Source organism: Haloarcula rubripromontorii, assembly GCF_001280425.1.
Taxonomy (GTDB): Archaea; Halobacteriota; Halobacteria; order Halobacteriales; family Haloarculaceae; genus Haloarcula; species Haloarcula rubripromontorii.
On sequence record NZ_LIUF01000006.1, the window covers coordinates 136,107 to 157,077 of the forward strand.

21 protein-coding genes are annotated in these 20,971 nt (G+C 63.4%); 12 read left to right on the plus strand and 9 right to left on the minus strand.

Features of this window, described 5'->3' with window-relative positions; genetic code table 11:
• Positions 1 to 66: 66 nt before the first annotated feature.
• On the minus strand, positions 67 to 705 hold the full coding sequence (locus AMS69_RS17065; protein WP_053969262.1) for a helix-turn-helix domain-containing protein: 639 nt from the start codon (positions 703 to 705) through the stop codon (positions 67 to 69).
• Positions 706 to 1,010: 305 nt separating this feature from the next.
• Here AMS69_RS17065 and AMS69_RS17070 point away from each other — a divergent pair, with 305 nt between their 5' ends.
• Genes AMS69_RS17070 through AMS69_RS17095 form a run of 6 tightly spaced genes read left to right on the plus strand, consistent with a single transcriptional unit; the run spans position 1,011 to position 8,642 of the window.
• Complete coding sequence (locus tag AMS69_RS17070; RefSeq protein WP_053969263.1) at positions 1,011 to 2,804, plus strand: vWA domain-containing protein; 1,794 nt, start codon at positions 1,011 to 1,013, stop codon at positions 2,802 to 2,804.
• Entirely contained in the window at positions 2,804 to 5,170 is a 2,367-nt protein-coding gene (locus tag AMS69_RS17075) for a VWA domain-containing protein (protein WP_053969264.1), read from the plus strand. The genes AMS69_RS17070 and AMS69_RS17075 overlap by 1 nt, the downstream gene beginning before the upstream one ends.
• Positions 5,167 to 5,829, plus strand: a complete 663-nt coding sequence (locus tag AMS69_RS17080; protein ID WP_053969265.1) for a chromosome partitioning protein — start codon at positions 5,167 to 5,169, stop codon at positions 5,827 to 5,829. The genes AMS69_RS17075 and AMS69_RS17080 overlap by 4 nt, the downstream gene beginning before the upstream one ends.
• Complete coding sequence (locus AMS69_RS17085; protein ID WP_053969266.1) at positions 5,829 to 6,785, plus strand: DUF7502 family protein; 957 nt, start codon at positions 5,829 to 5,831, stop codon at positions 6,783 to 6,785. The genes AMS69_RS17080 and AMS69_RS17085 overlap by 1 nt, the downstream gene beginning before the upstream one ends.
• On the plus strand, positions 6,782 to 7,717 hold the full coding sequence (locus AMS69_RS17090) for an AAA family ATPase (RefSeq protein WP_053969267.1): 936 nt from the start codon (positions 6,782 to 6,784) through the stop codon (positions 7,715 to 7,717). The genes AMS69_RS17085 and AMS69_RS17090 overlap by 4 nt, the downstream gene beginning before the upstream one ends.
• A 58-nt stretch (positions 7,718 to 7,775) precedes the next feature.
• Positions 7,776 to 8,642, plus strand: a complete 867-nt coding sequence (locus tag AMS69_RS17095; protein ID WP_053969268.1) for a DUF58 domain-containing protein — start codon at positions 7,776 to 7,778, stop codon at positions 8,640 to 8,642.
• Between the two features lie 21 nt (positions 8,643 to 8,663).
• Here the strand turns inward: AMS69_RS17095 and pyrI are convergent, their stop codons facing one another.
• The 4 genes from pyrI to AMS69_RS17115 all read right to left on the minus strand — a co-directional run bounded on the left by pyrI (position 8,664) and on the right by AMS69_RS17115 (position 12,320).
• Positions 8,664 to 9,131 (minus strand): aspartate carbamoyltransferase regulatory subunit, encoded by a 468-nt coding sequence (gene pyrI / locus AMS69_RS17100; protein WP_053969269.1) that lies wholly within the window; start codon positions 9,129 to 9,131, stop codon positions 8,664 to 8,666.
• Positions 9,128 to 10,042, minus strand: coding sequence for an aspartate carbamoyltransferase (gene pyrB / locus AMS69_RS17105; RefSeq protein ID WP_053969270.1), 915 nt, complete (start codon positions 10,040 to 10,042; stop codon positions 9,128 to 9,130). Before pyrB ends, pyrI begins: the two co-directional genes overlap by 4 nt.
• A 148-nt stretch (positions 10,043 to 10,190) precedes the next feature.
• Positions 10,191 to 11,348: an FG-GAP repeat domain-containing protein gene (locus tag AMS69_RS17110; protein ID WP_053969271.1), complete on the minus strand. Its 1,158-nt coding sequence runs from the start codon at positions 11,346 to 11,348 to the stop codon at positions 10,191 to 10,193.
• 39 nt (positions 11,349 to 11,387) lie between these two features.
• A complete protein-coding gene (locus AMS69_RS17115) occupies positions 11,388 to 12,320 on the minus strand; it encodes a sugar phosphate isomerase/epimerase family protein (RefSeq protein WP_053969272.1) in 933 nt (310 codons plus the stop codon).
• Positions 12,321 to 12,578: 258 nt separating this feature from the next.
• On the opposite strand from AMS69_RS17115, the gene AMS69_RS17120 reads away from it, so the two are divergent.
• Positions 12,579 to 13,205: a MinD/ParA family ATP-binding protein gene (locus AMS69_RS17120; RefSeq protein ID WP_053969273.1), complete on the plus strand. Its 627-nt coding sequence runs from the start codon at positions 12,579 to 12,581 to the stop codon at positions 13,203 to 13,205.
• A gap of 28 nt (positions 13,206 to 13,233) precedes the next feature.
• A complete protein-coding gene (locus AMS69_RS17125; RefSeq protein ID WP_004515458.1) occupies positions 13,234 to 13,863 on the plus strand; it encodes an RAD55 family ATPase in 630 nt (209 codons plus the stop codon).
• A 2-nt stretch (positions 13,864 to 13,865) separates the two neighbouring features.
• On the opposite strand, the gene AMS69_RS17130 is transcribed toward AMS69_RS17125, so the two are convergent.
• The 3 genes from AMS69_RS17130 to AMS69_RS17140 all read right to left on the minus strand — a co-directional run bounded on the left by AMS69_RS17130 (position 13,866) and on the right by AMS69_RS17140 (position 16,254).
• Positions 13,866 to 14,066, minus strand: coding sequence for a hypothetical protein (locus AMS69_RS17130; protein WP_053969274.1), 201 nt, complete (start codon positions 14,064 to 14,066; stop codon positions 13,866 to 13,868).
• Between the two features lie 132 nt (positions 14,067 to 14,198).
• On the minus strand, positions 14,199 to 15,146 hold the full coding sequence (locus AMS69_RS17135) for an FKBP-type peptidyl-prolyl cis-trans isomerase (RefSeq protein ID WP_053969275.1): 948 nt from the start codon (positions 15,144 to 15,146) through the stop codon (positions 14,199 to 14,201).
• 79 nt (positions 15,147 to 15,225) lie between these two features.
• Positions 15,226 to 16,254, minus strand: coding sequence for a threonine ammonia-lyase (locus tag AMS69_RS17140; protein ID WP_053969276.1), 1,029 nt, complete (start codon positions 16,252 to 16,254; stop codon positions 15,226 to 15,228).
• 80 nt (positions 16,255 to 16,334) lie between these two features.
• On the opposite strand from AMS69_RS17140, the gene cyaB reads away from it, so the two are divergent.
• From cyaB to AMS69_RS17160, 4 genes are read left to right on the plus strand one after another with little or no spacing between them, the layout of a single operon-like run.
• A complete protein-coding gene (gene cyaB / locus AMS69_RS17145) occupies positions 16,335 to 16,877 on the plus strand; it encodes a class IV adenylate cyclase (protein WP_053969277.1) in 543 nt (180 codons plus the stop codon).
• Positions 16,878 to 16,936: 59 nt separating this feature from the next.
• A complete protein-coding gene (locus AMS69_RS17150) occupies positions 16,937 to 18,139 on the plus strand; it encodes a methionine adenosyltransferase (protein ID WP_053969278.1) in 1,203 nt (400 codons plus the stop codon).
• A 47-nt stretch (positions 18,140 to 18,186) separates the two neighbouring features.
• The gene (locus AMS69_RS17155; RefSeq protein WP_053969279.1) at positions 18,187 to 19,374 is read left to right on the plus strand and encodes a tRNA sulfurtransferase; all 1,188 of its coding nucleotides are present in this window, start codon (positions 18,187 to 18,189) and stop codon (positions 19,372 to 19,374) included.
• 27 nt (positions 19,375 to 19,401) lie between these two features.
• A complete protein-coding gene (locus AMS69_RS17160) occupies positions 19,402 to 19,941 on the plus strand; it encodes a DUF5804 family protein (protein ID WP_053969280.1) in 540 nt (179 codons plus the stop codon).
• Between the two features lie 28 nt (positions 19,942 to 19,969).
• Here the strand turns inward: AMS69_RS17160 and AMS69_RS17165 are convergent, their stop codons facing one another.
• The gene (locus AMS69_RS17165) at positions 19,970 to 20,881 is read right to left on the minus strand and encodes a PLP-dependent cysteine synthase family protein (RefSeq protein WP_053969281.1); all 912 of its coding nucleotides are present in this window, start codon (positions 20,879 to 20,881) and stop codon (positions 19,970 to 19,972) included.
• Between the last annotated feature and the right edge of the window lie 90 nt (positions 20,882 to 20,971).

Sequence of the window (20,971 nt, forward strand, 5' to 3'; positions counted from 1 at the left end):
CGCAAGTCGTTCGGTGGCTGAGGGGAGTCTCTCCGTCGCCAGTGCACCCAGCCGGAAAAGGCGAGTCTACGGATCGAAGGCGGCCGTCGCGAGTTTCGATTCGACGGCCTTCAGGCGCTGAGAGAGGGCAGACTTCGTGATACCGAGTGTCGATGCGAGTTCGTCGAGGGTCGTCTGTCGTGGTGTCTGATAGTATCCTTCGTCGACCGCAAGTATCGCTGCTTCCCGTTGTTTTGCCGTGAGACAGGAGAGGTCGACAGTCGCAGGCTCCGACTCTGTCTCGTCGTCCTGACGGGATGTCAACCGTCGCAGACGGACTCGGTCGGCGGCGGATTGCAACTGGTCGACTAGCTCGCTGATGACGCTTCGGTCTGAGACGTACGTCTCGATAAAAAGGGAATCACCGTCTACGCGTCGGGTTCGTGGGACACACCCGACCTCGCTAAACGCGAGACAGAGACAGGCGTCCCCGACCTGATTTGTCGAATGGAGGACTCGTGCGGCTCCGCTCTCGTCAGTGACAGTCACCTCCGCGTGACAGACGCCGTCATCGATCTGGTTCTGAGCGTTCTCGATGTCTGCATCCGGCTCCGAAAGTGGACACGAACAGTCATCGGGCAGTTCAATTTCGAACAGAACCTTGAGGGTTCGCTCTTTCGCGGTCCCCGATGTCGTCCCTGCAGGCCCGCTTTCGGATTGTCCCATTCTGACTGTCACTCGACTATCTTCAGTTAAATGCATTTTGTCATCGCCGCCGAAATCCGCAGACTGAGGGCGTATTTTGCCTGTTTTTCTATGTGAAGAATCCCCCTCTCGGAGCCCCAGCGGCGTCTCTCACTGCGGCGGTGACAGCGTTCGTCTGCTGTCGGACGACCGAGGGATAACGACGGTGGTGCCCGGGTAGGCCGTCACCGGCGATACGCCAGCCGGGAGACGCCGTCGTCAGGTGCCCGCACAATGGTGTCACCAGAGTCACAAGATAAATGCCGCCTCCGCCTGATACACAGGTAATGGTCCTCTCGGACGTTTTCCTTGCCCCCCTGGGACTAGCTGCCCTCCTTCTTGCGGTGCCGATTGTGGTGTTGTACCTCATTCGACCGGACCCCAAAGAGCTCACGCTGCCGACGTTCCAGTTTCTCGTCGCCGGAGAGCGCCAGCAGTCGGCGACGCCGTTTCTCGAACGGATTTCACGCAGCCTCCTCCTGCTGTTACAGGTGCTGGTCGTGCTGGTGCTCGCGGTCGGACTGGCGACCCCGTATGTCACCGTCTCCGAGCGGGCGACAGTGGAGGAGACCGTCATCGTTGTCGATACGAGCGCGTCCATGCAGACCGACGCTGGCGGCCAGACACGCTTCCAGCGGGCCGTCGCAGCCGCCCGGGAGGAGGTGACGGGGACGACCTCTATCGTCACCACAACCAACGGTGGCGAGGTGGTACTCCAGCGCGGTACGCCGACAGCGGCGGCGGGAACGCTTGACGGACTCAGCCCGACAGACACGCCGGAAGCGCTCAGCGGTGCCATCTCGCAGGCGACCTCGCTCGCCGGCGAGAACGCCAGAATCGTCGTTCTGAGCGATTTCGCGGGCGATGAGTGGACCACGGCGGTCACGACAGCCCGTGGACGCGGCCTCTCCGTGGACCTCCAGCAGTTCGACGGCGGGGGCGACGCGAACGTCGGCTTCATCGACCGCCGGTTCTCCGGCTCATCGGTGACGCTGTCGGTGAAAAACTACGGCGACTCGTCGGTCGCCCGGACCGTTCGGCTCGGCAACACCCAGCGAGAACTACGACTCGGGCCCGACGACGTGGGTTCAGTGACGCTACCGGTCCCCACCGGCGGGAGCGAAGCCCGGCTCAGCCCGGGCGACAGTTTCGCGACGGACGACAGCGTCTATATCGCCGCGCCGGCTGACGCGGCCGTCGACGTGCTGGTGCTGACAAACGACCGGAACCGGTACCTGACCACCGCGCTGTCGGTCGTCGACCGCGTGAACGTGACAGTCAGGCAGCCGCCGACGACGATTCAGGGCGACTACGACGTGATTCTGTACAGCAACGTCGACAGGAGTTCGTTGCTCCCCGGGAACGTCGAAACCGGGCGCGAACTGGTCGAAGACGGTGGCGGCGTGGCGGTGCTGGCGCAGGACAATCTCCCGCAGCGATACCGGGATCTCCTCCTCATCGAGCCCGGCGAGACTCGGACGGGCGCGACGGTGGGCCAGACGGCACAGACACAGCTCACTCGCGGCATCGACTTCCAGCCCCCGGACGAGTACATTGCCGGGTCGCTACGGTCCGGCTCCGCGCAGGTGCAACTGGGCGACGGGACGCCGCTCATCGCGACCGAGGATCGAAACGGCGGGCGTGTCATGTACTACGGCTACATCGAGGATCGGTCCAGCTTCAAGTTCAATTACCAGTACCCCGTGTTCTGGAAACGGGCGGTGTACTACCTCGCGGACAGGGACCAGCTCCCGGCACTGAACCACGAGACCGGTGAGACCGTCCGGTTCGGTAACGCCACGGTCGATGGACCGACCGGTGCCGTCTCCGGAGACACGGTCCCGCTCCAGCGCGCCGGCTTCTATCGCACCGAGAGTCGGCAGGTGAGCGCCTCACTGCTTGACGAGAGTGAGTCAAACACCAACGTCGAAGCGCTCGACCAGCGCGCCGGGACGGCTGGGAATCTCACCCGGACCGAACAGCGGTCGGTGCCACAGCCCTTGACCGAGTACCTCGCACTTGGCGGGCTGGTGCTTGCACTCGCTGAGGTCGGCTATCTGCGCCGGCGAGGTGACCTCTGATGGCGGTCTCATACACCCTCGCGGAGGGACTGACCGTCGGTGTCGAGCACCGCTGGCCACTGCTGGCCCTGCCGGTCGCTATCGGCCTCCTCGCGTATCTCATCCGGCGTGGCGACGCCGGCCCGCGGTCGGCTTCGAACCGGAGTCGCCGGCTCCTGCTTGCCAGCCGCGTACTTATCGTCTGCCTGCTCGTCCTCGGCGCGATGGGACCGTACACCGTCCAGACCAGAGAGACGCCGGGCGAACCGGGTGTGACACTGCTGACGGACGAGTCCGCAAGCATGGGCGTCTATCCGAACACGACCGACGCGCTGGTACGGGACATCGAGGACGAGGGTGTCCCGGTGACACGAGCGACAATCGGCAGCGGGTCGAGTTCGCGGCTCGGCGACGGCGTAGCGGCAAATCTCCAGGAGAACGGGACGGTCGTCGTCGTCTCCGACGGCCGCGTCACAGAGGGGCGGAGCCTGTCGAGGGCCGCAGAGGATGCCGGTGCGCTCAATGCTACGGTCCACAGCGTCCGGCCACAGTCGCCACGCACCGAGCGCGCTGTGGCGATAGCGGGGCCGTCAACGGTGAGCCGCGGCGTCCAGTCGCAGTACACAGTCTCGATGGCCGGCGTGAGCGTCCTCGAACCAGTACCCGTCGAAGTGACGATCGACGGCGAGACGGTCACCGAGGGCGAACTCCGGCCGGACGGCACGCTCACCGTCGACTACGCGTTCGAGGAGATTGGTTCACACCGCGTGACGGCGACACTCTCCGGCGACGACGAGTACGCACGAAACGACGTGTTCTACAAGAGCGTCCGCGTCGTCGAACAGCCCGACGTGCTGTACGTCTCGCAGGGCCAGTACCCACTGCGGAACTATCTCGACTCGCTGTACAACGTTTCGACGGCCTCGTCGGTCCCGGCGGACCTCGATGACTACGCCGCCGTCGTCGTCCAAGACACACCGTCGAGCAGTATTGGGAACACGACCGCACTGCAGGACTTCGTCATCAACGGCGGCGGGCTGGTCGTCGCAGGCGGCGACAACGCCTACGAGAACGGCGGCTACGAAACGTCGCCGGTGGCCTCGATGCTCCCGGTCCGCGTCGGGAACGCGACCGGCGGCGAGTCGAACATCGTCATCCTCGTCGACGTGTCCGGGAGCGCCGAGAGCGGCCTCTCGATACAGAAAGCCGTCGCACTGGACGTACTCGACCAGCTCGGCGACGAGAACCGGGTTGGTGTCGTCGCGTTCAACCAGAACGCGTACCGCGTCTCGGAGATGCAAGCGCTCGGTCAGAACCGCGCGGAGACTGCCGACAAGATACGGCGGCTCAACAGCGGCGGCGCGACTGATATCGCCGTCGGCCTTCAGGGGGCCGACGAACTACTGGGCGACCGCGAGGGGACGATAATCCTCCTCAGCGACGGCCAGGACCGGCTCGGCCCGCCGGCGGCCGTTGCCAACCAACTGGGTCGTGAAGGGACCCGCGTCATCTCGGTCGGTGTCGGCAAGCGCGTCGGCGTCGCGACAATGCGCCAGATCGCCGGCGAGTCCGGCGGCTCGTACTTCGCCGCCGACGAGACCGAGCGGCTCCGGCTCCTCTTTGGCGGCTCCTCGCGGCGCTACCAGGGGGAGAACCTCACCATCGTCACTGAGGACACGTTCATCACCTCGGGCGTCGAGCTGACGGCCAATCCCGGGCAGGCAAACAACGTGCAGGTCAAACCCGGGGCCGACTATCAGGTCGCCACCGCCGACGGAAAGCCGGCCATCGCCTCCTGGCGGTTCGGGCTGGGCCGCGTGGTCTCGATTACCGCCTACGACTCGGACAACACGATGGGCGGTCTGCTCGACCGGCCGGATTCGCTGGTGGTCACCAAATCGGTCAACTACGCGGTGGGTGACCCCATGCGCACGCAGACCGGCGTCATAGCGGTCGGCGATGCCCGGGTCGGGAGTCCGACGACGCTGACCTACCAGGGTGACAGTCGCCCTGATGCGCCGAACATCTCCTTCCGCCAGGTCGGTGATGGGCGATATCGTGGTGAGTTCACGCCCAGAGAAGCGGGGTATCAGACGGCACTCGACACCGAATACGCGGCGAACTACCCCGTCGAGTACGCTTCGTTCGGTCCGAGTGAGAGCCTCGATGCACTCGTCGAAGCGACCGGCGGGCAGACGTTCAGTCCGAACCAGGGCGAACAGATAGCCAGCGAGGCACGCCAGAAATCCACCCGGGTCCGCACCGTTCGAGAGAACTGGGACTGGGTCGCCCTGCTCGGCGCGCTCCTGCTTTTCACCGGCGAGGTGGTCGCACGGCGTGTTCAAGTGTACCGCGGTCGCACCTCCCTGGAGAGTGGTCTCCCGTGAGCGCCATCGGCCGCCGTATCAACCTCGGACTCGTACTGTTCGTCGTCCTCTCGATGGTTGGCACCGGTGGAACGACGGTTCTGTACCAAGATTCTGCAGGCGAGCTGCGGTCGCAGAACCAGGAACTCCGACAGCAAAACGCTGAACTCCGAGAAAATCTGGATGCCACCAGGAGTGAACTGGAATCTACCCGGACCCGCGTCGGCGAACTCGAAGACCAATTGGAGACGCGGTCGGAAGACGTCGATCAGGTCGCGACTAACCTGAACCAGACGGAGGAGCAACTGAACGCCACGGAGAGCCAACTGGCGGAGACCCGACAGTCGCTCCGCGAGAGCGAGGACCGCGTCGAAGAGCTAGAGGGGACAGTCGGTGACCTGCGAGACGAGCGCGACACGCTCGAGAACGAAGTCGAAGACCTCGAATCGACTATTGACGATCTGGAGAGCGAAAACGAGGAGCTAGAGGACGAGCGTGCCGAACTCGAAGACCAAGTGTCCGACCTACGGGACGACATCGAAAGTCTGGAATCGCGGATAAGTACGCTTGAAGACGACATCGACGAACTCAAAAACGAGAACCAAGCGCTGCGAGACGATATCGAGACGCTCTGCAGCCAGCCGGAGAACCAGGGCAAAGCCGCCTGCGAGGACTACTGATGAACGAGCCAAACACAACCACCGGAAAGAACGGCGTCGAAGAGCCGTCTGCAAACGGACGGGCACAAGCCCGCGAGCGAATGGCCGCCGCCATCGCCGAGGTGAGACGCGAGGGCAAGAAGGCGGCGTTCGTCTACGCCGTCGTTGACGCAGTGCTGGTCTTTCTCCTGGTGAACATCCTCCTGACTGTCCTCTCGCCGGCCGAACTCCCGACACAGGTGTCGGTTCCCGCGTCGGTGACGGACCCGGTCAGTGCGGCTGTCGGCCGCTCGATACCGAAGCTGTCCTTCCCGACGGGGGCGGTTGTCGGCATGGCCGTCGGAGTGGGCTGGTTCATCGGCGAGTATCTGCACCGGGTCCGTCAGCCGCTCGTCGAGCAGTTCGAGGCGGCGAACGCGAACGTCACCGACGCGCTCCGGACGGCGCGGGACGCGGTCGAGGACGGAGCCGAGACGCGGATGGCGGCGCGGCTCTACGAGGATGTCCTCGACGGGCTGAAACAGAGTTCGAGCGTCGCCCTTGTCGATAGCCGGCGGCTGCTCGGGACGCTCGTCGTCGTTATCCTGCTGAGTCTGGCGACAGTGCAGGTAGCCGTCGTCGACATCGGGCTGCTCGACCGCGACACAGTCGAGACGGACGCGCCAACCGACCGGCCAAGCGAGTACGAGGGGCTGGAGGACGGCGACGCGATACTCGGCGACAGCGAGGACGTGCAAGCGGGCGACGAGAACCTCACCGCCGAGATCGAGTCGACTGGCGGCGAGGAAGAGATCGACCGGAGCCAGTCGTTCCCATCCTCGCCGACCGCCGGGGAGCCGGGGAGCGGCGGCGGCACAGTCGACAGCCAGCAGGCCGGGTTTGCCGGCCAGGAAGACATCGAGGACGCGGACCTCATCCGCGAGTACAACCTCAGGATTCGAGATCAGGACACGGACGACGAGGATACCGACCCATGAGCCAAGACATCGACGAACTACAGCAGAAGATCGCAAACGCACGTGAACAGATCAGCACGCGAATCGTCGGCCAGGAGGAGGTACTGGAGCAACTGCTCATCTGTATCCTGGCTGACGGCAACGCCCTGCTCGAATCGAACCCGGGGCTGGGGAAGACGACAATGGTCCGGACCGTCGCAGAGGTGACCGACCTTCAGTTCTCCCGGATTCAGAACACCCCCGACCTGATGCCGTCCGATATTACGGGCACCGAAATCATCCGTGAGACCGACAGCGGCCGCGAGTTCGTCTTCGAAAAGGGGCCGGTGTTCGCCAACGTGGTGCTAGCTGACGAGATTAACAGAGCGACGCCGAAGACACAGGCCGCCCTGCTGGAAGCGATGCAGGAGAAACAGGTGACCGCTGCGGGCGAGACCTACGAACTACCGCGTCCCTTCTTCATCCTGGCGACGCAGAACCCAATCGACCAGTCGGGAACCTACGCGCTCCCGGAGGCCCAGACCGACCGCTTCATGCTGAAGCTGCTGGTCGATTACCCCGACTACGACGAGGAGCGGACTATCGTCGATATGTACACTGCCGGGGCAGAACAGGTCCCCGTCGAGCGCTCGCTGACCCGCTCGGAAATTCAGGAGATTCAGCAGCTGGTCCGCGAGATGCCCATCGCCGACGACCTGCGTGACAGGGCGGTCCAGCTCGTCCGCCGGACCCGCGAGGCCGACGACATCGAGTTCGGCGCCAGCCCGCGAGCGAGTATGGCGCTCGTCCAGACGGCGAAAGCGCGGGCCTTCCTGCAGGGCCGCTCGCACGTCACGGGCGAGGATATCGAGGCGCTGGCCGCGCCCGTCCTCCGGCACCGGATTATCGTGGACTTCCGTGCCGAGCGGGAGGGTCGGACGGCGGACGACCTCATCGCGACCCTGCTGGAATGAACGATCCAGTGACCGCGGTTCAGTCGGCGGCGGGCCAACGAGAACGGGAGGGACAGCCGTGACTATCGAGCCAGATTTCCTGGACGAACTCGGCCGGTTCACCGCCGCGCTGAACCGCCAGACGACCTCGATCCGGCAGGGCGATCAAGAGTCCCCCAGGGTCGGGGAAGGGCTCACGTTCAGCGATTACCGGCGATACTCGCCGGGAGACGACACGCGGCGTATTGACTGGAAGCTGTTCGCCCGGACGGAGGAGTACTTCATCAAGCAGTACGAGGAGGAGCGGAGTCTGACCGTCCACCTGCTTGTCGACACGAGCGCGTCGATGGATTTCGGCGAGGGGGCGAGTCACAAGTTCGAGTATGCCGCCAAACTCGGCCTTGGCTTCGCCTACCTCACCGCGGAGGAGAACAACGACTTCCAGTTCTGTACGTTCCGTGATCAGGTCGAGCGTATCGACACCGGCCAGTCGAACCGCGGCGAGATACTGTCGCTTATCGACCAGTTGAACGGGGTGACACCCGAAGGGACAGCGGACTTCCGATCGTCGCTCGAAGGGTACGCCCAGCGCATCCGCTCGCGCTCGCTTGTCGTCGTGTTCAGTGACTGCCTGGCAGAGCCAGAGGCGCTCGAATCGGGTATCGCCGCGCTCGCCCGCAACAACGCCGACGTACTGTTGGTCCGCGTGGTCGCCCCGGAGGAGCGAGACCCCGGCGTCGTCGGCGACGTGTTGTTCGCCGATCCGGAAAGCGACGAGACACGCCGGTCGTACTTCAGTGGTTCGCTGGCCGAGACGTATCAGTCGCGACTCGACGCCCACATCGACTCGGTGTCGAACCGCGTGACCGCGCTGGGCGCGGACCATGTGCTGGTCGATACCGGTGACGAGTACTTCGACTCGTTTGCGAGCATCTGGCTGCAGTAGCCAGATGGCAGCAGGGTCGGCTTACTCTGCGAGGATGTGTGCCGGCAGGTCGTCGCGGATGATCGTATCGCAGTACTCACAGCGAACGCCGTCGTCGCCGACGGCAAAGCGTGAGTCGACGGGTTCGTCCTCGGTCGTGATGCAGTTGTGGTTCGGGCATTCGAGGACGCCCTCGACGACCGACGGCCGCTCGACGCGGCGCTTCTCGACGACATCGTAGTCACGGATGATGTTGATCGTCGCCGCGGGGGCGATGAGCGAGAGCACGTCGACCTCATCTTGTGAGAGTTCGCGGCCCTCGACTTTGACCACGTCTTTGTGTCCAAGGCGGTCCGAGGGCATGTTCATTGCAACGGAGACAGAGTCGCCGCTGGTCCCGTCGATGCCGAGAATCGCCAGGACGTTCAGCGCCTGTCCGCCGGCAATGTGGTCGATGACGGTACCGTTCCGAATCTTCGAGACGCGGAGTTGCTGGTCGTTGTCGCTCATTGGTCGCCTCCGAGCATCAGGTCAAGCAGGGCCATCCGCACCGGGACGCCGTTGTGGGCCTGCTGGAAGTACTGCGCGTGCGTGGTCTCGTCGACGTCGTGGGCGATTTCGTCGACGCGCGGGAGCGGGTGCATCACGGTCAGGTCGTCCTTGGCCGCCGCAAGCGTGTCGGCGTCTATCTGGTACTGGCCGGCGACCTCGCGATACTCGCTCTCGTCGGGGAACCGCTCAGCCTGGATACGCGTCACGTAGAGCACGTCCAGTTCCGGGAGTATTTCGCCGAGGTCGGTGTGCTCTCGGACCCCCGCGCCGGCCTCGTGGAGGTCGTAGCGGACCGACCGCGGAAGCTGAAGCGACTCCGGACTGATGAAGTGCTGGCTGGCGTCGACGGTCGTGAGTGCGTGGGCCAGCGAGTGGACCGTCCGTCCGTACTTCAGGTCGCCCATGATACCGATAGTCAGGTCGTCGAAGCCCGCGTTCTCCCGGATGGTATAGAGGTCGAGCAGGGTCTGGGTCGGGTGCTGGCCGGCCCCGTCGCCGGCGTTGACGAGCGGGACGTCCACGAACTCGCTCGCCATCTTCGCCGAGCCTTCCATCGGGTGCCGGAGGACGAGCGCATCGGTGTACCCCTCGACGACGCGGACGGTGTCGGCCAGCGATTCGCCCTTCTTGACGCTCGAAGACTCGACAGAGCCCATGTCGACGATGTCGCCTCCCAGACGCTTCATCGCCGTCGTGAAGCTCATCTTCGTCCGGGTGCTCGGCTCGAAAAAGAGCATGCCGAGCAGCGTGTCGGTGTGTCGGTCCGCGAACGCCCCCGGGTCAGCCGCGATGTCAGCCGCGTGGTCGAGCACCGTCTCGATGTCGCCCCGCGAGAGTTGTTTCGCGCTGATGATGTGGTCGTGCCGCATTTCACTCGGTACCGCGCTCCGGACGGTCTTGAATCTCCCGACACGGGAATTGAACGGTCGCTTACATCATCAGGGCCGGCTTCGAGAGCGTCGGTACTGGCTTCGAAAACGAGGGCAGAAAGGCCAGCGGCAGAAATAGCAGTCTGGGTCAGGGATTACTCTGCCAGACATCGACGCGTGGCTCTGTGTACGCCTTGCCGACGATGTCGGGAATGCCGTCACCGTCGAGGTCGACGACTTTCGCCTCGTGGGTGGGGATGCCGGTGTTCAGTTGTTTGGGCTCGAAGTTCCCCGTTCCGTCGTTGTGGAACACGAACTGTCGCGGTTCGTGTCCGTCCTCAAGGCCCATTTCCGCGACGAAGATATCGGGATGACCGTCGCCGTCGAAGTCCGCCACGTCAAGGCTGTGTGGGTTCGAGAGGTCGTCGTGCAGCAGGGTCCGGTCCCACTCGGGCGGATCGAACACGCCTAGCCTGGCCGGGCGGTCGTCGAGATACGGTTCGTCGCCCTCGACGAGGATTATTTCTAGGTCGCCGTCGCCGTCGATGTCCTCGATAGCGACGCGGGTACACTGCCAGCCCTCGGCGATCTGCTCTCGGTCCCAGCCGTCGGCCGTCCGATGGAAGACGTTCGGGCCGGCGACGATCTCGACCTCGCCGTCCCCGTCGACATCCTCGACAGCGACACCCTCGACATCGAGGCCCTCGGCGACGACGTGGCGGTTCGCCACCGGCCACGGTTCTCGCGTTGGGTCTTCGGGAATATCGTAGTAGAATACCGTCTTGGACTCCTGAGACAGTCCGGCGACTTCGTTTTCCCCGTCGCCGTCCACGTCCGCCACGGCGGTGTCGTGATACTTCTCGAAGTCGTCGGTAATGAGCCGACGCGTCCACTGCTCTCGTGGGTCGTCCGGTATCTCGAACCACCACAGTTTGTGCCGGTAGATGTTCTGACCGGCTACCATGTCCGGGCGGCCGTTGCCCGTGATATCGCCGAGCGAACCGCCGACGGAGAGTTCAGGTGCGCTGGCCACGTCGTGTCGCTCCCAACCGGGGTTTTCGTACCAGAACACGTTCGTCTGGAGCCAGCGGGCCAGCGGCCCCATGCCGAACACGGACAGCAAGTCGACTGACTTATCGACGAGTGGAAACTCAACCTCGTGCTCGTCGCCGAGCGCCCCGACGATGATGTCCGGCCGACCGTTCCCCGTGAGGTCGGTCGTGAGACAGAAGCTCATCGTACTCGCCGGTGGCGAGGCTTCGATGCGCTCGTGATATAGATTCATGTGCCAGCCGTTCGGGTGCATCGGTATTGTTATACCCGGGCTAACACCGGCGGAAAGCGGTCACGAACTCGTGGCGGGCATCCGTGTAGGGCTCCGCGATAGGTCACTCCTATCGAGAAGACGCTCCAGTGTTTCCATCCCGTGGTCAATCTTCGCCGTCGGGTCGCTGTCGAGTTCGTTTTCGTAGATCACCCAGTCGACACCAGCGTCGCTCGCGGCGTCCAGAACTCCATCCATGTCAACTACCCCCACACCGTGCGGGACATCCTCGTAGCCCTGGAACAGCCCGGCCGGGGACACGTCCCGGAGGTGGACCATGCTGGTTCGGTCGCCACACAGCGAGAAGAGGGCACGCGGGTCGTAGCCTGCTTCACGGATTTCCGCGACCTCCGGCTCAAACATGAGTTCCGCCGGCGTGGTCCGGGCAACGAGATTCCACATGGGCGTCTCGCTCGGTATCGTTGTCGGGTCGGGTGCCCGAAGGGTAGTCAGCAACTGGTGTGTGTACTCCCCGACAGCGATGGGCACCGGCGTTTCGTCGATGAGCTGTCCCGCCGCGTCTGGAAGGAAGGGGCGGAACGTCCGCCGTCCAGTATGATACCCCAGCTGCATATCACACGCTTCGAGACCGGCTGCGGCGTCGCGGAGCCGGTGGCAAAGCGACCGGATGTCGCTCCGAGTCCGTAGCTCGGACGCCGAAAGATGTGGGATAACGAGCGTATCACACCCCACTGTTCGACACCGGACTAGCAGGTCTGACTCACCGTCCAGCGCAGCCTCAACCTCAGGCAGGTCCGCGTGGACAGCGACCGGTTCGAGACCGATGTCATCAAGTGCCGTTGCGATATCTCTGGGCGATTCCTCCTGGAACCGGTGTGCGAATTCGACTCCGTCGTAGCCTGCAGCCCCGACACGGCGGACGATTTCAGGGAGCGGTTCGGATAAGCTGCGGATACTGTATAACTGAAGGGCCGTGTTTAGTCCACTGCCCATAGCCACAGTTGGAGTGTACTCATTATTGTTACACACACGTTATCAAACCTCACTGAGAACGGGCTCGAACAGTTCGACTGTCGGGACCGTCATCATCGAAGGCACAGACCTGCCGCGGACAGGGAACTGCGGCATACAACGACCGTATAAAAGTAGGCAACAACCAACCGTGGTAAGTCAGACCTTTCAGCCCACGGTAGGCACTGTTCGTGACGGCCGACACAAGGGTTCAAAACCGATAGACAGTCCATCCACAGTATGCTCGCGATCGCTGGCGGCAAAGGTGGCTGTGGCAAAACGACCATCGCCCTCGGCGTTGGGCAAGCACTGGGGACGTCAACCAGACCGTCGCTGGTTGTGGACACCGACCGTGATATGCCAAACCTCCACCGGCGTGCTGGGGTCAATCCGACGCCCGGAATCGCAGATGTTGCGGCCTCGGCTGAGCCGACCGCAGTTGCACAGCGCGCGACGACCGTCCAAAACGTCGACGTACTCCCCTGTCAGACCGCATCGGGGGCCGCTATCGACAATGCCATCAACAGGTTGTCCCGACGTGATCGGCCCGTGGTACTCGACTGCCCGGCCGGCGCTGGCCCGGACGCCGCCCGTCCGTTACGGGGAGCTGACAGAACAGTGCTCGTGAGTGCACCAACACGCCAGAGCCTCACCGACACAGCCAAGACTGCGGCGATGGCCCGTGCGCTCGATGCACCGCCCGCGCTTACGGTCCTCGTCGGCAGCGACGGGTCCGTAGACCCATCTGCCCTGCTGTGCTGTCCGGAAACGATTCATGTCCCGTCGGTGTCGAAGCCACTGGAATCGGACCGGTCGAGGGTAAAATACGTCGAGATAGCGGCCGTTCTCACCAAGCGGAATACTTAATCTCGTGGGAAAATAATCTCTCAGTGGTATGGCCAACCGGTTGCGAACGGGGATTGATGTCCTCGACAGAAAGCTCGATGGTGGCATCCCTGCGGGGAGTATCGTCGTGCTCTCTGCCCAGCCGGCTAGCCAAGCGGAGCTGTTCCTCTACGAACTCACCGCCACGCGCGGGACGCTGTGGCTGTCACTCGACCGGACCGCCGAATCAGTCATCGCGAGCATCGAGCAGACGCCGGCCAACACCGGAGATCCGACGGTGCGGCACATCTCCGGCGAAGCACCCCTCGATAACGCCGGAAAGCTCGTCTCGGCGCTGCCGGAAACCTCGAACCTCATCGTTGACCCACTGGACGTACTCGAAGCACAGGAGCCACACTCGCGTTTTCGGGCCTTCATGAACGACCTACAGAACCACATCGTCAATACCGGCAGCCTCGCTATTGTTCACTGTCTCGATGGTCGTGACGTGCCACCGCTCCGGGATACGACCGAGCACTTCGCGGACGTGGTGTTCCAGCTCAACACCACAACGACCGGTGACGAGGTGGAAAACCGTCTCGCGATTCCGAAGTTCCGCGGCGGGCGCGCCCCCACTGACATCATCAAGCTCAATCTCGTCGAAGAGGTCAGCATCGACACCAGCCGCGACATCGCCTGATTCTACTCGCCGCCGGGCCGTGGTTCTCTGTCTGTCGAGCCGAACTCTGTTCCGACGAGTATCAACAGGAACAGTCCGAGACCGACACCGGCACCCGCTGCCAGTCCAGTGCCGATGCTTCCAGTCAACACGACCGTTCCGACGCCGAAGGCGATCCCCGGCGGAAACGCGAGCAGTGACGGGTACACCAGCGACACTCGCATGTGTAGTGATGGCGTGTCGTGCGTATAACGGTTCGCCCGTAGTGGTCGTCAGAAGATAGCAGTCGCTCGGAACGATACAACCGCTCGCTGGCGCACAGCACTGCAGAACCGCTCAGCGTGCTCGCTGTGCAGTTACTCTTCGGCGCCTTCGATCTCTTCGACGATCTCCTCGGCGTCCACGTCGGCGTCTTCCAGCGCGTCTTCGATGTCAGCGCCGCCGGCACCGCCCATGCCACCCATCATGCCGGGCATGCCCATGCCGCCGCCACCGATCTCCTCCTGCACGATGATGCGGTCGATGTCGAGTAGCTGAGTGAGCTGCTGGGCGATCTGCTGTTTGCCCATCATCCACTGCTGGTTCATCGTCAGCTGCGGCGTCGCCTCGATGTAGAGCGTCTCCTTCTCGACTTCGACGGTTTCGTACTCAGGCTCGGACTCTTCGTCCTCGTCTTCATCGTCCTCACTCTCGACGAGCTGTTCTTCCTCGACGGTGTCAGTCTCGAACCACACGTCGAGTTCCATGTCGAGCATCATCTGGATGATGCCCTGTGCCTTCTCCTCGCGGTCGGTGACCTCTTCGAGAATCTCGTAGTCGTACTCGACGTCCTCGCCGGCCAGCGGGTGGTTGAAGTCCACTCGCGCGCGCCCGCCGATGATGGTCTCGACGTGACCGTGCTCGCCCTCAATGTCGACGTGGGCGCCGGGGTAGCGGTCATCCTCGGGGATCTTGTCCTTTGAGACGGTCCGGACCTCTTCCTCGTCGTACTCGCCGAAGGCGTCGGCGGCCGCAACGGTCACGTTGCCCTCGTCGCCGACCTCCTTACCGTAGATGTCCTGCTCGACATCCGGGAAGATGTGGTTCTCGCCCAGCACGATGGTTCGCGGGCCGAACTCCTGCTGTTCGGTATCGATGCCGTCCTCCTCGGCGACCGCTTCGTCAGTCGTGTCGACAAGCTGGCCGCCGTCGACGGTGCGGGCGGTGTAGGCGAGCTTGACAACATCGCCCTTCTGGAGTCCCTCCGCCTGTTCTTCTTCGTCTGCGGTTTCTTCATCGACTTCAGTCTCAGACTCGTTGCTCATACCCTGTTCGTCAGTCGTGGCACTCTTAAGCACAACGTTTCCCGGTCGACAGCGGGCGAGCAACTTCGGAAGTGACCAGCTAATACTCGCTTTCGGCCAGCAGTCGGTCGAACTTCTCTCGGTCGATGTTCCGCCCCGAGATAGGGAGGACAACCGTTTCACCCCGTAGTTCGTCTCCAGCCTGAAGCGCCGCAGCGACAGCCGTCGCACAGGCCCCTTCCATGACAATGCGGTCTGTCTCGAACAGGCGTGCCACGGCGTCCGCAATTGCGTCTTCGGAGACGAGCCGGAAGTCAGCGAGTCCCGCCTGCAGTATTTGCGTCGGGAGCGCGAACGGCACCCGGGTCGCGACGCCCTCGGCGATGGTGTCGACGCTATCGAGGGGCTCCAGCGTCTCCTCGTTCCAGGCGCGGTACACCGCGGGCGCACCCGCCGCCTGGACACCGACGACGGCGGCGTCGGTCATCGCCCCGAGCGTGAGAGAGTACCCGGCCGCGGCGGTGCCGCCGCCGACGGGACAGAACACGCGGTCAACGTCGGGTCGCTCGTCGATGATTTCGAGGCCAGCCGTTCCGACGCCGGCGAGCAATTTCGGTTCGTTGCCCGAGTGGACGTAGCGCGCCGCACGCTGGGTCGCCAGGTCCTCGATGTGTTCGCGGGCCTCGTCGTAGTCCTCGCCATGCTGAATGACTTCTGCGCCCAGTTGCTCCAGCGCATCGACTTTTCCGGCGTTGGCCCCTTCCGGGACACCGATAGTGACCGGCACGTCGAACTCGCGGCCGGCCCAGGCGATAGACTGGCCGTGGTTCCCCGTACTTGCGGCGAGCAGTCCAGCGTCCTGGAACTCCTCATCGAGGGACGCGACGAGGTTTACACCGCCACGGACTTTGAACGCACCAGTCGGGAGCGTATCCTCCCGCTTGAGCAGAACATCCGCGTCGAGGGCTTCGGAGAGGGCTTCGCTGCGGACCAGCGGCGTTTCCGGGAGATGCTGCCGGATGCGTTGCCGGGCGCGCGTGACCGTGGCAACTGTCGGCGGTGTCAGGTCGTGGTACGGAAAGAGGGTCGTCTCGTCCGGGGAGTCGATCGGTTCGTAGCGACCGGCCATACTACTACCCGGGAGAGCGGACACAGTAAATGGCGCGGTCGACGGGAGCGTTTTTCAGCGGCCCGGCCCAGTCCCACAGTATGTACGAAGTCGAGGTGAAAGTGCCAGCGGACATCGAGACTGTCGCGGAGCGACTCGACGAACTCGGTGCCGAGAAGGTCGATACGGTGGTACAGACGGACACGTACTACGATGCGCCCCACCGGAATTTCGTCGAGACAGACGAGGCGTTCCGGGTCCGCCGCGAAACCAGAAAGGGGGAAACAAACGCGAAAGTTACTTATAAGGGCCCACTCCTCGAAGCGGAGTCGAAGAGCCGAGAGGAGTTCGAAACAGGCGTCGAGAACGGCGACGATATCGACGCAATCGTCCAGCGCCTCGGCTTCGAGCCGGCGGCAACCGTCCGGAAGAACCGCCGGGTGTACAAAGTCCGGGAATACGACGTCACGCTCGACGCAGTCGACGGCGTCGGCGAGTTCGTTGAAGTCGAAGGAGAGACCGACGGCGACATCGAACCCGTGCGAGAGGGGGCCTACGAGGTGCTTCGGGACCTCTGTCTGAATCCCGACGAGCAGGAACGGACCTCCTATCTCGGCATGCTACTTAGCGATGCGAACGAGTAATCATTCAGCCCTTATCTGTTCCCGTAAGTTATAGAACCCGGCCAAACGAAGTCGAAGCAATGACTGAGCGGAACATCCACGTCCAACCTGCGAGCGGGCTCGCCGTCGAAGATCAAGACATCGAAGTCGTAGAGCGCAAGGGTATCGGCCACCCGGACTCCATCTGTGACGGCATCGCGGAGACGGTGTCGCGTGCGCTGGCACAGACGTACATCGACCGCTTTGGCACAGTCTTACATTACAACACAGACGAGACACAGCTCGTCGCCGGCACTGCCGCCCCGGCGTACGGCGGCGGCGAAGTGCTTGAGCCGATCTATATTCTGGTCGTCGGTCGAGCGACGAAGAAGTTCGACGGCGAACGCATCCCGGCCGAAAGCATCGCCCTCCGAGCCGCACGCGACTACCTCGACGAGCAGTTCCCACATCTCGACCTCGGGTCCGATGTCATCGTCGACGTTCAGTTCGGCGAAGGGTCGGGCGATCTCCAGACAGTGTTTGGCGAGGAGGCAACAGTTCCGATGGCAAACGACACGAGCTATGGCGTCGGCCACGCCCCGCTAACGGAAACAGAACAGATAGTTCGCAACACTGAACAGAAATTGACCGGCGAATACGCCGAGGCAAACCCGGTCGTCGGACAAGACGTCAAGGTGATGGGCAAGCGCGAGGGCGACCACATCGATGTGACTGTGGCCGTCGCGATGGTCGACGAACACGTCCCGGACCTCGAAGCGTACAAAGCCGCTGTTTCGGACGTTCAGGCGTTCGTTACCGACCTCGCAGAGGAGTACACCGACCGTGACGTAACGGTCCACGTCAACACGGCCGACGACTACGACGCCGAGTCCATCTATCTCACGACCACTGGAACCAGCGCCGAGCAAGGCGACGACGGCTCCGTCGGGCGCGGCAACCGCGCGAACGGGCTTATCACGCCGAACCGCCCGATGAGCATGGAGGCGACATCCGGTAAGAACCCAGTTAACCACATCGGGAAGATATACAATCTTCTCTCGACAGAAATCGCACAGTCCGTCGCGAACGAGGTTGACGGCATCCGACAGGTCCAGATGCGCCTGCTCTCACAGATCGGGTCACCGATTGACGAACCCCACGTCGCCGACGCCACAGTTGTCACCGAAGACGGCATCGCAGTCGGCGACGTCGAATCGGAGATTCAGGCCACGATTGACCACGAACTGGCCGACGTGACCGACATTACGCGACAAGTCATCGAAGGGAACCTCTCGACGTTCTGAGACGGCCAGGCGATATCCCTTTACTTGCTGGTAGTCAACTCGCAGACATGCATCCCCCAGACGCCGACAGCGTACTCGTCCGCCACGGCGAGCTCGGCGTCAAAAGCGACCAGGTCCGTCGGAAGATGGAACACCAACTGGCGGACAACCTCCGTGCGATGCTCGACGCCCGCGACCTGTCGGGAGATATCGACCAGCGGCGGAACCGACTGTTCATCCACACCGATCACCCAGAGGGCGTGACTGCGGCCGCGGCCGACACGTTCGGCGTCACCTCCGCATCGGCAGTCACGACGACCGACGCGACGCTATCCGCAATCGCAGACGCACTGGCCACGACCGCGCGCGAGCAGTACGACGGTGGCACATTTGCCGTTGAGGCCCGCCGGGCGGGGCCACCAGCGGCACATCCCTTTTCCAGTTCCGACATTGAGTCTACCGGCGGGACCGCTGTCGGGGAGACAATAGCGGGACTGGGCGGCGAGCCCGTTGTCGACCTCGACGACCCCGATTTCGAGCTGTTCGTCGAGTGCCGCGCCGACAAGGCGTACGTCTTCTGCGAGCAACGTGCCGGCCCGGGCGGCCTCCCACTCGGAACCCAGCGACCCGTCGTCGCGCTCGTCAGCGGCGGCATCGACTCGCCCGTCGCCGCGTGGAAGCTGATGAAACGCGGCGCGCCCGTGATTCCGGTCTACGTCGACCTCGGTGACTACGGCGGCCCCGACCATCGGGCGCGAGCCGTTTCGACTGTCAAAACACTCGCTTCGTACGCCCCCGGACACGGTCTGTCCCTCAACGTCGTTGACGCCGGTGATGTCGTCGCCGACCTCACTCAAAATTACGGCTCGCTCCGAATGCTCGTTCTCCGCCGGTTTATGCTCACAGTCGCTGAGACTATCGCACACGACTGCGACGCTGTCGGCATCGTCACCGGCGAAGCTATCGGGCAGAAGTCCAGCCAGACGAGCGCGAACATCGCAGTCACCGATGCTGTGACCACGCTCCCGGTGTACCGACCGAACCTCACTGTCGATAAGTCCGAAATAACCAATCACGCGCGAACCATCGGGACCTTTGAAGACTCGACAATCGACACCGGTTGCAACCGTGTCGCGCCATCGCACCCGGAAACCAATGCCTCGCTGGAAGCGGTTCGAGCAGCCGAGCCCGACGACCTGTTCGAGCGCGCCAAGATCTGTGCGCAGGACCGCGCTGTCGTCCCCATCGAAAGCTAAATTTCCGGGGCGGGCCAGGGTTGAGCCATGACGCAGGTCTGTCTCGTTGGGAACGAAGACGTGAACCTTCGATACGAACTCCTCTCTCGCGAGACCGCGCGGAACGCACTCGCCACCTACGACCTGCGGGAACCGTTCGTGAATACTGTCGCCGTCGACACCGTGAGCCTCGGGGCGGCAGTGGCACTGCTCAACGATCTGAACTGGTATCTCGTCCGCTTCGCCGACGGCGCGTTCGTCCGTGACCCGTCGATTAGCGAGACGGAGTGGCTTTCCCGGAACCTCGCCGCGGCTATCCGCGACGACGATGTCGCGCCCGAGGAGACCGGTCGGTTTCTCAAGGTGTACGGTATCGTCGAGTCGGCCAAGACAAGCGATGCTGATAACGAAGCCACGTCGGAAGGAGCGTCTCCGCCTGACACACAGGCGACGGAAGCCAACAGCCCACCGGAACTGGTCGAACCAATGCTCCTGACGCGGACTGGCGATACAATTCCTGAGTACGATCTCCAAGCCGTGGACGAAACGCTCATCGTCAGAGTGACCGAGTCTGAATTCGGGGCCTGATTCGGGCCACACCGCGCACAGAGCGCCCTCAGTCGAACATCCCGGTCGACATGTACCGCTCCCCGCTGTCCCAGTAGACTGTGACCACGAGCGGGTCGTCGACGCCGTCCGCGACGAGTCGCTCAGCGACCTCTCTCGCGGCGAGGTTCGACGCGCCCGAGGACTGTCCGACGAGGATACCCTCCTCGTGGGCGAGTCGTCTGCACTCGTCTTCCGCATCCGGGAGTTCGACCGTCAGCACGTCGTCCAGCAGATCAGTGTCTAAATTGTCGCTGACAAATCCCGGCCCCATCCCCTGGAAGCTATCCTCGCCAGCACCCGGGTCCATGCCCGAAAGAACAGCGTTGTCCGCTGGCTCGACCGCGACGATGTCCATCTCGGGGAACGCCTCGCAGAGTCGACGGCCGGTGCCAGTGAGTGTCCCACCGGTCCCGACGCCCGCTACTAAGGCGTCGACGGTCCGGTCGCCCACCTGTTCGAGTATTTCCCTACCTGTCGTCTCGTAGTGTGCTGTCGGGTTCGCCGGATTCTCGAACTGCCGGAGCTGGACGTAGTCATCGCGCTCACACAACTCGTCCGCACGATCTTTCGCGTCGGAGATGTCCCCCTCGACAAGCTCAATCTCCGCCCCGTACGCCTTCATGATCTGGCGGCGCTCCGGCGACTTTGAGGACGGCATCACCAGCACCACGTCGTACCCCTTTGTTGCCCCGACCATCGCCATCCCGATGCCGGTGTTCCCACTCGTCGGTTCGACGAGCGTATCACCCGGTTCGAGTGCCCCGTTTTGCTCGGCGTCGTCGATCATGTACTTAGCCGGCCGGTCCTTCGCGGACCCGCCAGGGTTGAACGACTCGATCTTCGCTGCAACGGTTGCCCCCTCCGGTGCACGAACCGAGACCAGCGGGGACCCGATTGTATCGAGAACAGAGTCTTTCATCGCCGCCGCCTACGCGGCCCCGACTTAAACGCCTACTGAAGGTCCCAAACAGTTCGTAGAGTTGCGATACAGGGCAGTGCTTTCCGGTTC

Bases quoted from the DNA above. Each gene is read 5' to 3' on its own strand.
- AMS69_RS17065 (WP_053969262.1), bottom strand. From the start codon at position 705: ATGGGACAATCCGAAAGCGGGCCTGCAGGGACGACATCGGGGACCGCG.
- AMS69_RS17070 (WP_053969263.1), top strand. From the start codon at position 1,011: ATGGTCCTCTCGGACGTTTTCCTTGCCCCCCTGGGACTAGCTGCCCTC.
- AMS69_RS17075 (WP_053969264.1), top strand. From the start codon at position 2,804: ATGGCGGTCTCATACACCCTCGCGGAGGGACTGACCGTCGGTGTCGAG.
- AMS69_RS17085 (WP_053969266.1), top strand. From the start codon at position 5,829: ATGAACGAGCCAAACACAACCACCGGAAAGAACGGCGTCGAAGAGCCG.
- AMS69_RS17090 (WP_053969267.1), top strand. From the start codon at position 6,782: ATGAGCCAAGACATCGACGAACTACAGCAGAAGATCGCAAACGCACGT.
- pyrI (WP_053969269.1), bottom strand. From the start codon at position 9,131: ATGAGCGACAACGACCAGCAACTCCGCGTCTCGAAGATTCGGAACGGT.
- pyrB (WP_053969270.1), bottom strand. From the start codon at position 10,042: ATGCGGCACGACCACATCATCAGCGCGAAACAACTCTCGCGGGGCGAC.
- AMS69_RS17110 (WP_053969271.1), bottom strand. From the start codon at position 11,348: ATGCACCCGAACGGCTGGCACATGAATCTATATCACGAGCGCATCGAA.
- AMS69_RS17115 (WP_053969272.1), bottom strand. From the start codon at position 12,320: ATGGGCAGTGGACTAAACACGGCCCTTCAGTTATACAGTATCCGCAGC.
- AMS69_RS17120 (WP_053969273.1), top strand. From the start codon at position 12,579: ATGCTCGCGATCGCTGGCGGCAAAGGTGGCTGTGGCAAAACGACCATC.
- AMS69_RS17125 (WP_004515458.1), top strand. From the start codon at position 13,234: ATGGCCAACCGGTTGCGAACGGGGATTGATGTCCTCGACAGAAAGCTC.
- AMS69_RS17130 (WP_053969274.1), bottom strand. From the start codon at position 14,066: ATGCGAGTGTCGCTGGTGTACCCGTCACTGCTCGCGTTTCCGCCGGGG.
- AMS69_RS17135 (WP_053969275.1), bottom strand. From the start codon at position 15,146: ATGAGCAACGAGTCTGAGACTGAAGTCGATGAAGAAACCGCAGACGAA.
- AMS69_RS17140 (WP_053969276.1), bottom strand. From the start codon at position 16,254: ATGGCCGGTCGCTACGAACCGATCGACTCCCCGGACGAGACGACCCTC.
- cyaB (WP_053969277.1), top strand. From the start codon at position 16,335: ATGTACGAAGTCGAGGTGAAAGTGCCAGCGGACATCGAGACTGTCGCG.
- AMS69_RS17150 (WP_053969278.1), top strand. From the start codon at position 16,937: ATGACTGAGCGGAACATCCACGTCCAACCTGCGAGCGGGCTCGCCGTC.
- AMS69_RS17155 (WP_053969279.1), top strand. From the start codon at position 18,187: ATGCATCCCCCAGACGCCGACAGCGTACTCGTCCGCCACGGCGAGCTC.
- AMS69_RS17160 (WP_053969280.1), top strand. From the start codon at position 19,402: ATGACGCAGGTCTGTCTCGTTGGGAACGAAGACGTGAACCTTCGATAC.
- AMS69_RS17165 (WP_053969281.1), bottom strand. From the start codon at position 20,881: ATGAAAGACTCTGTTCTCGATACAATCGGGTCCCCGCTGGTCTCGGTT.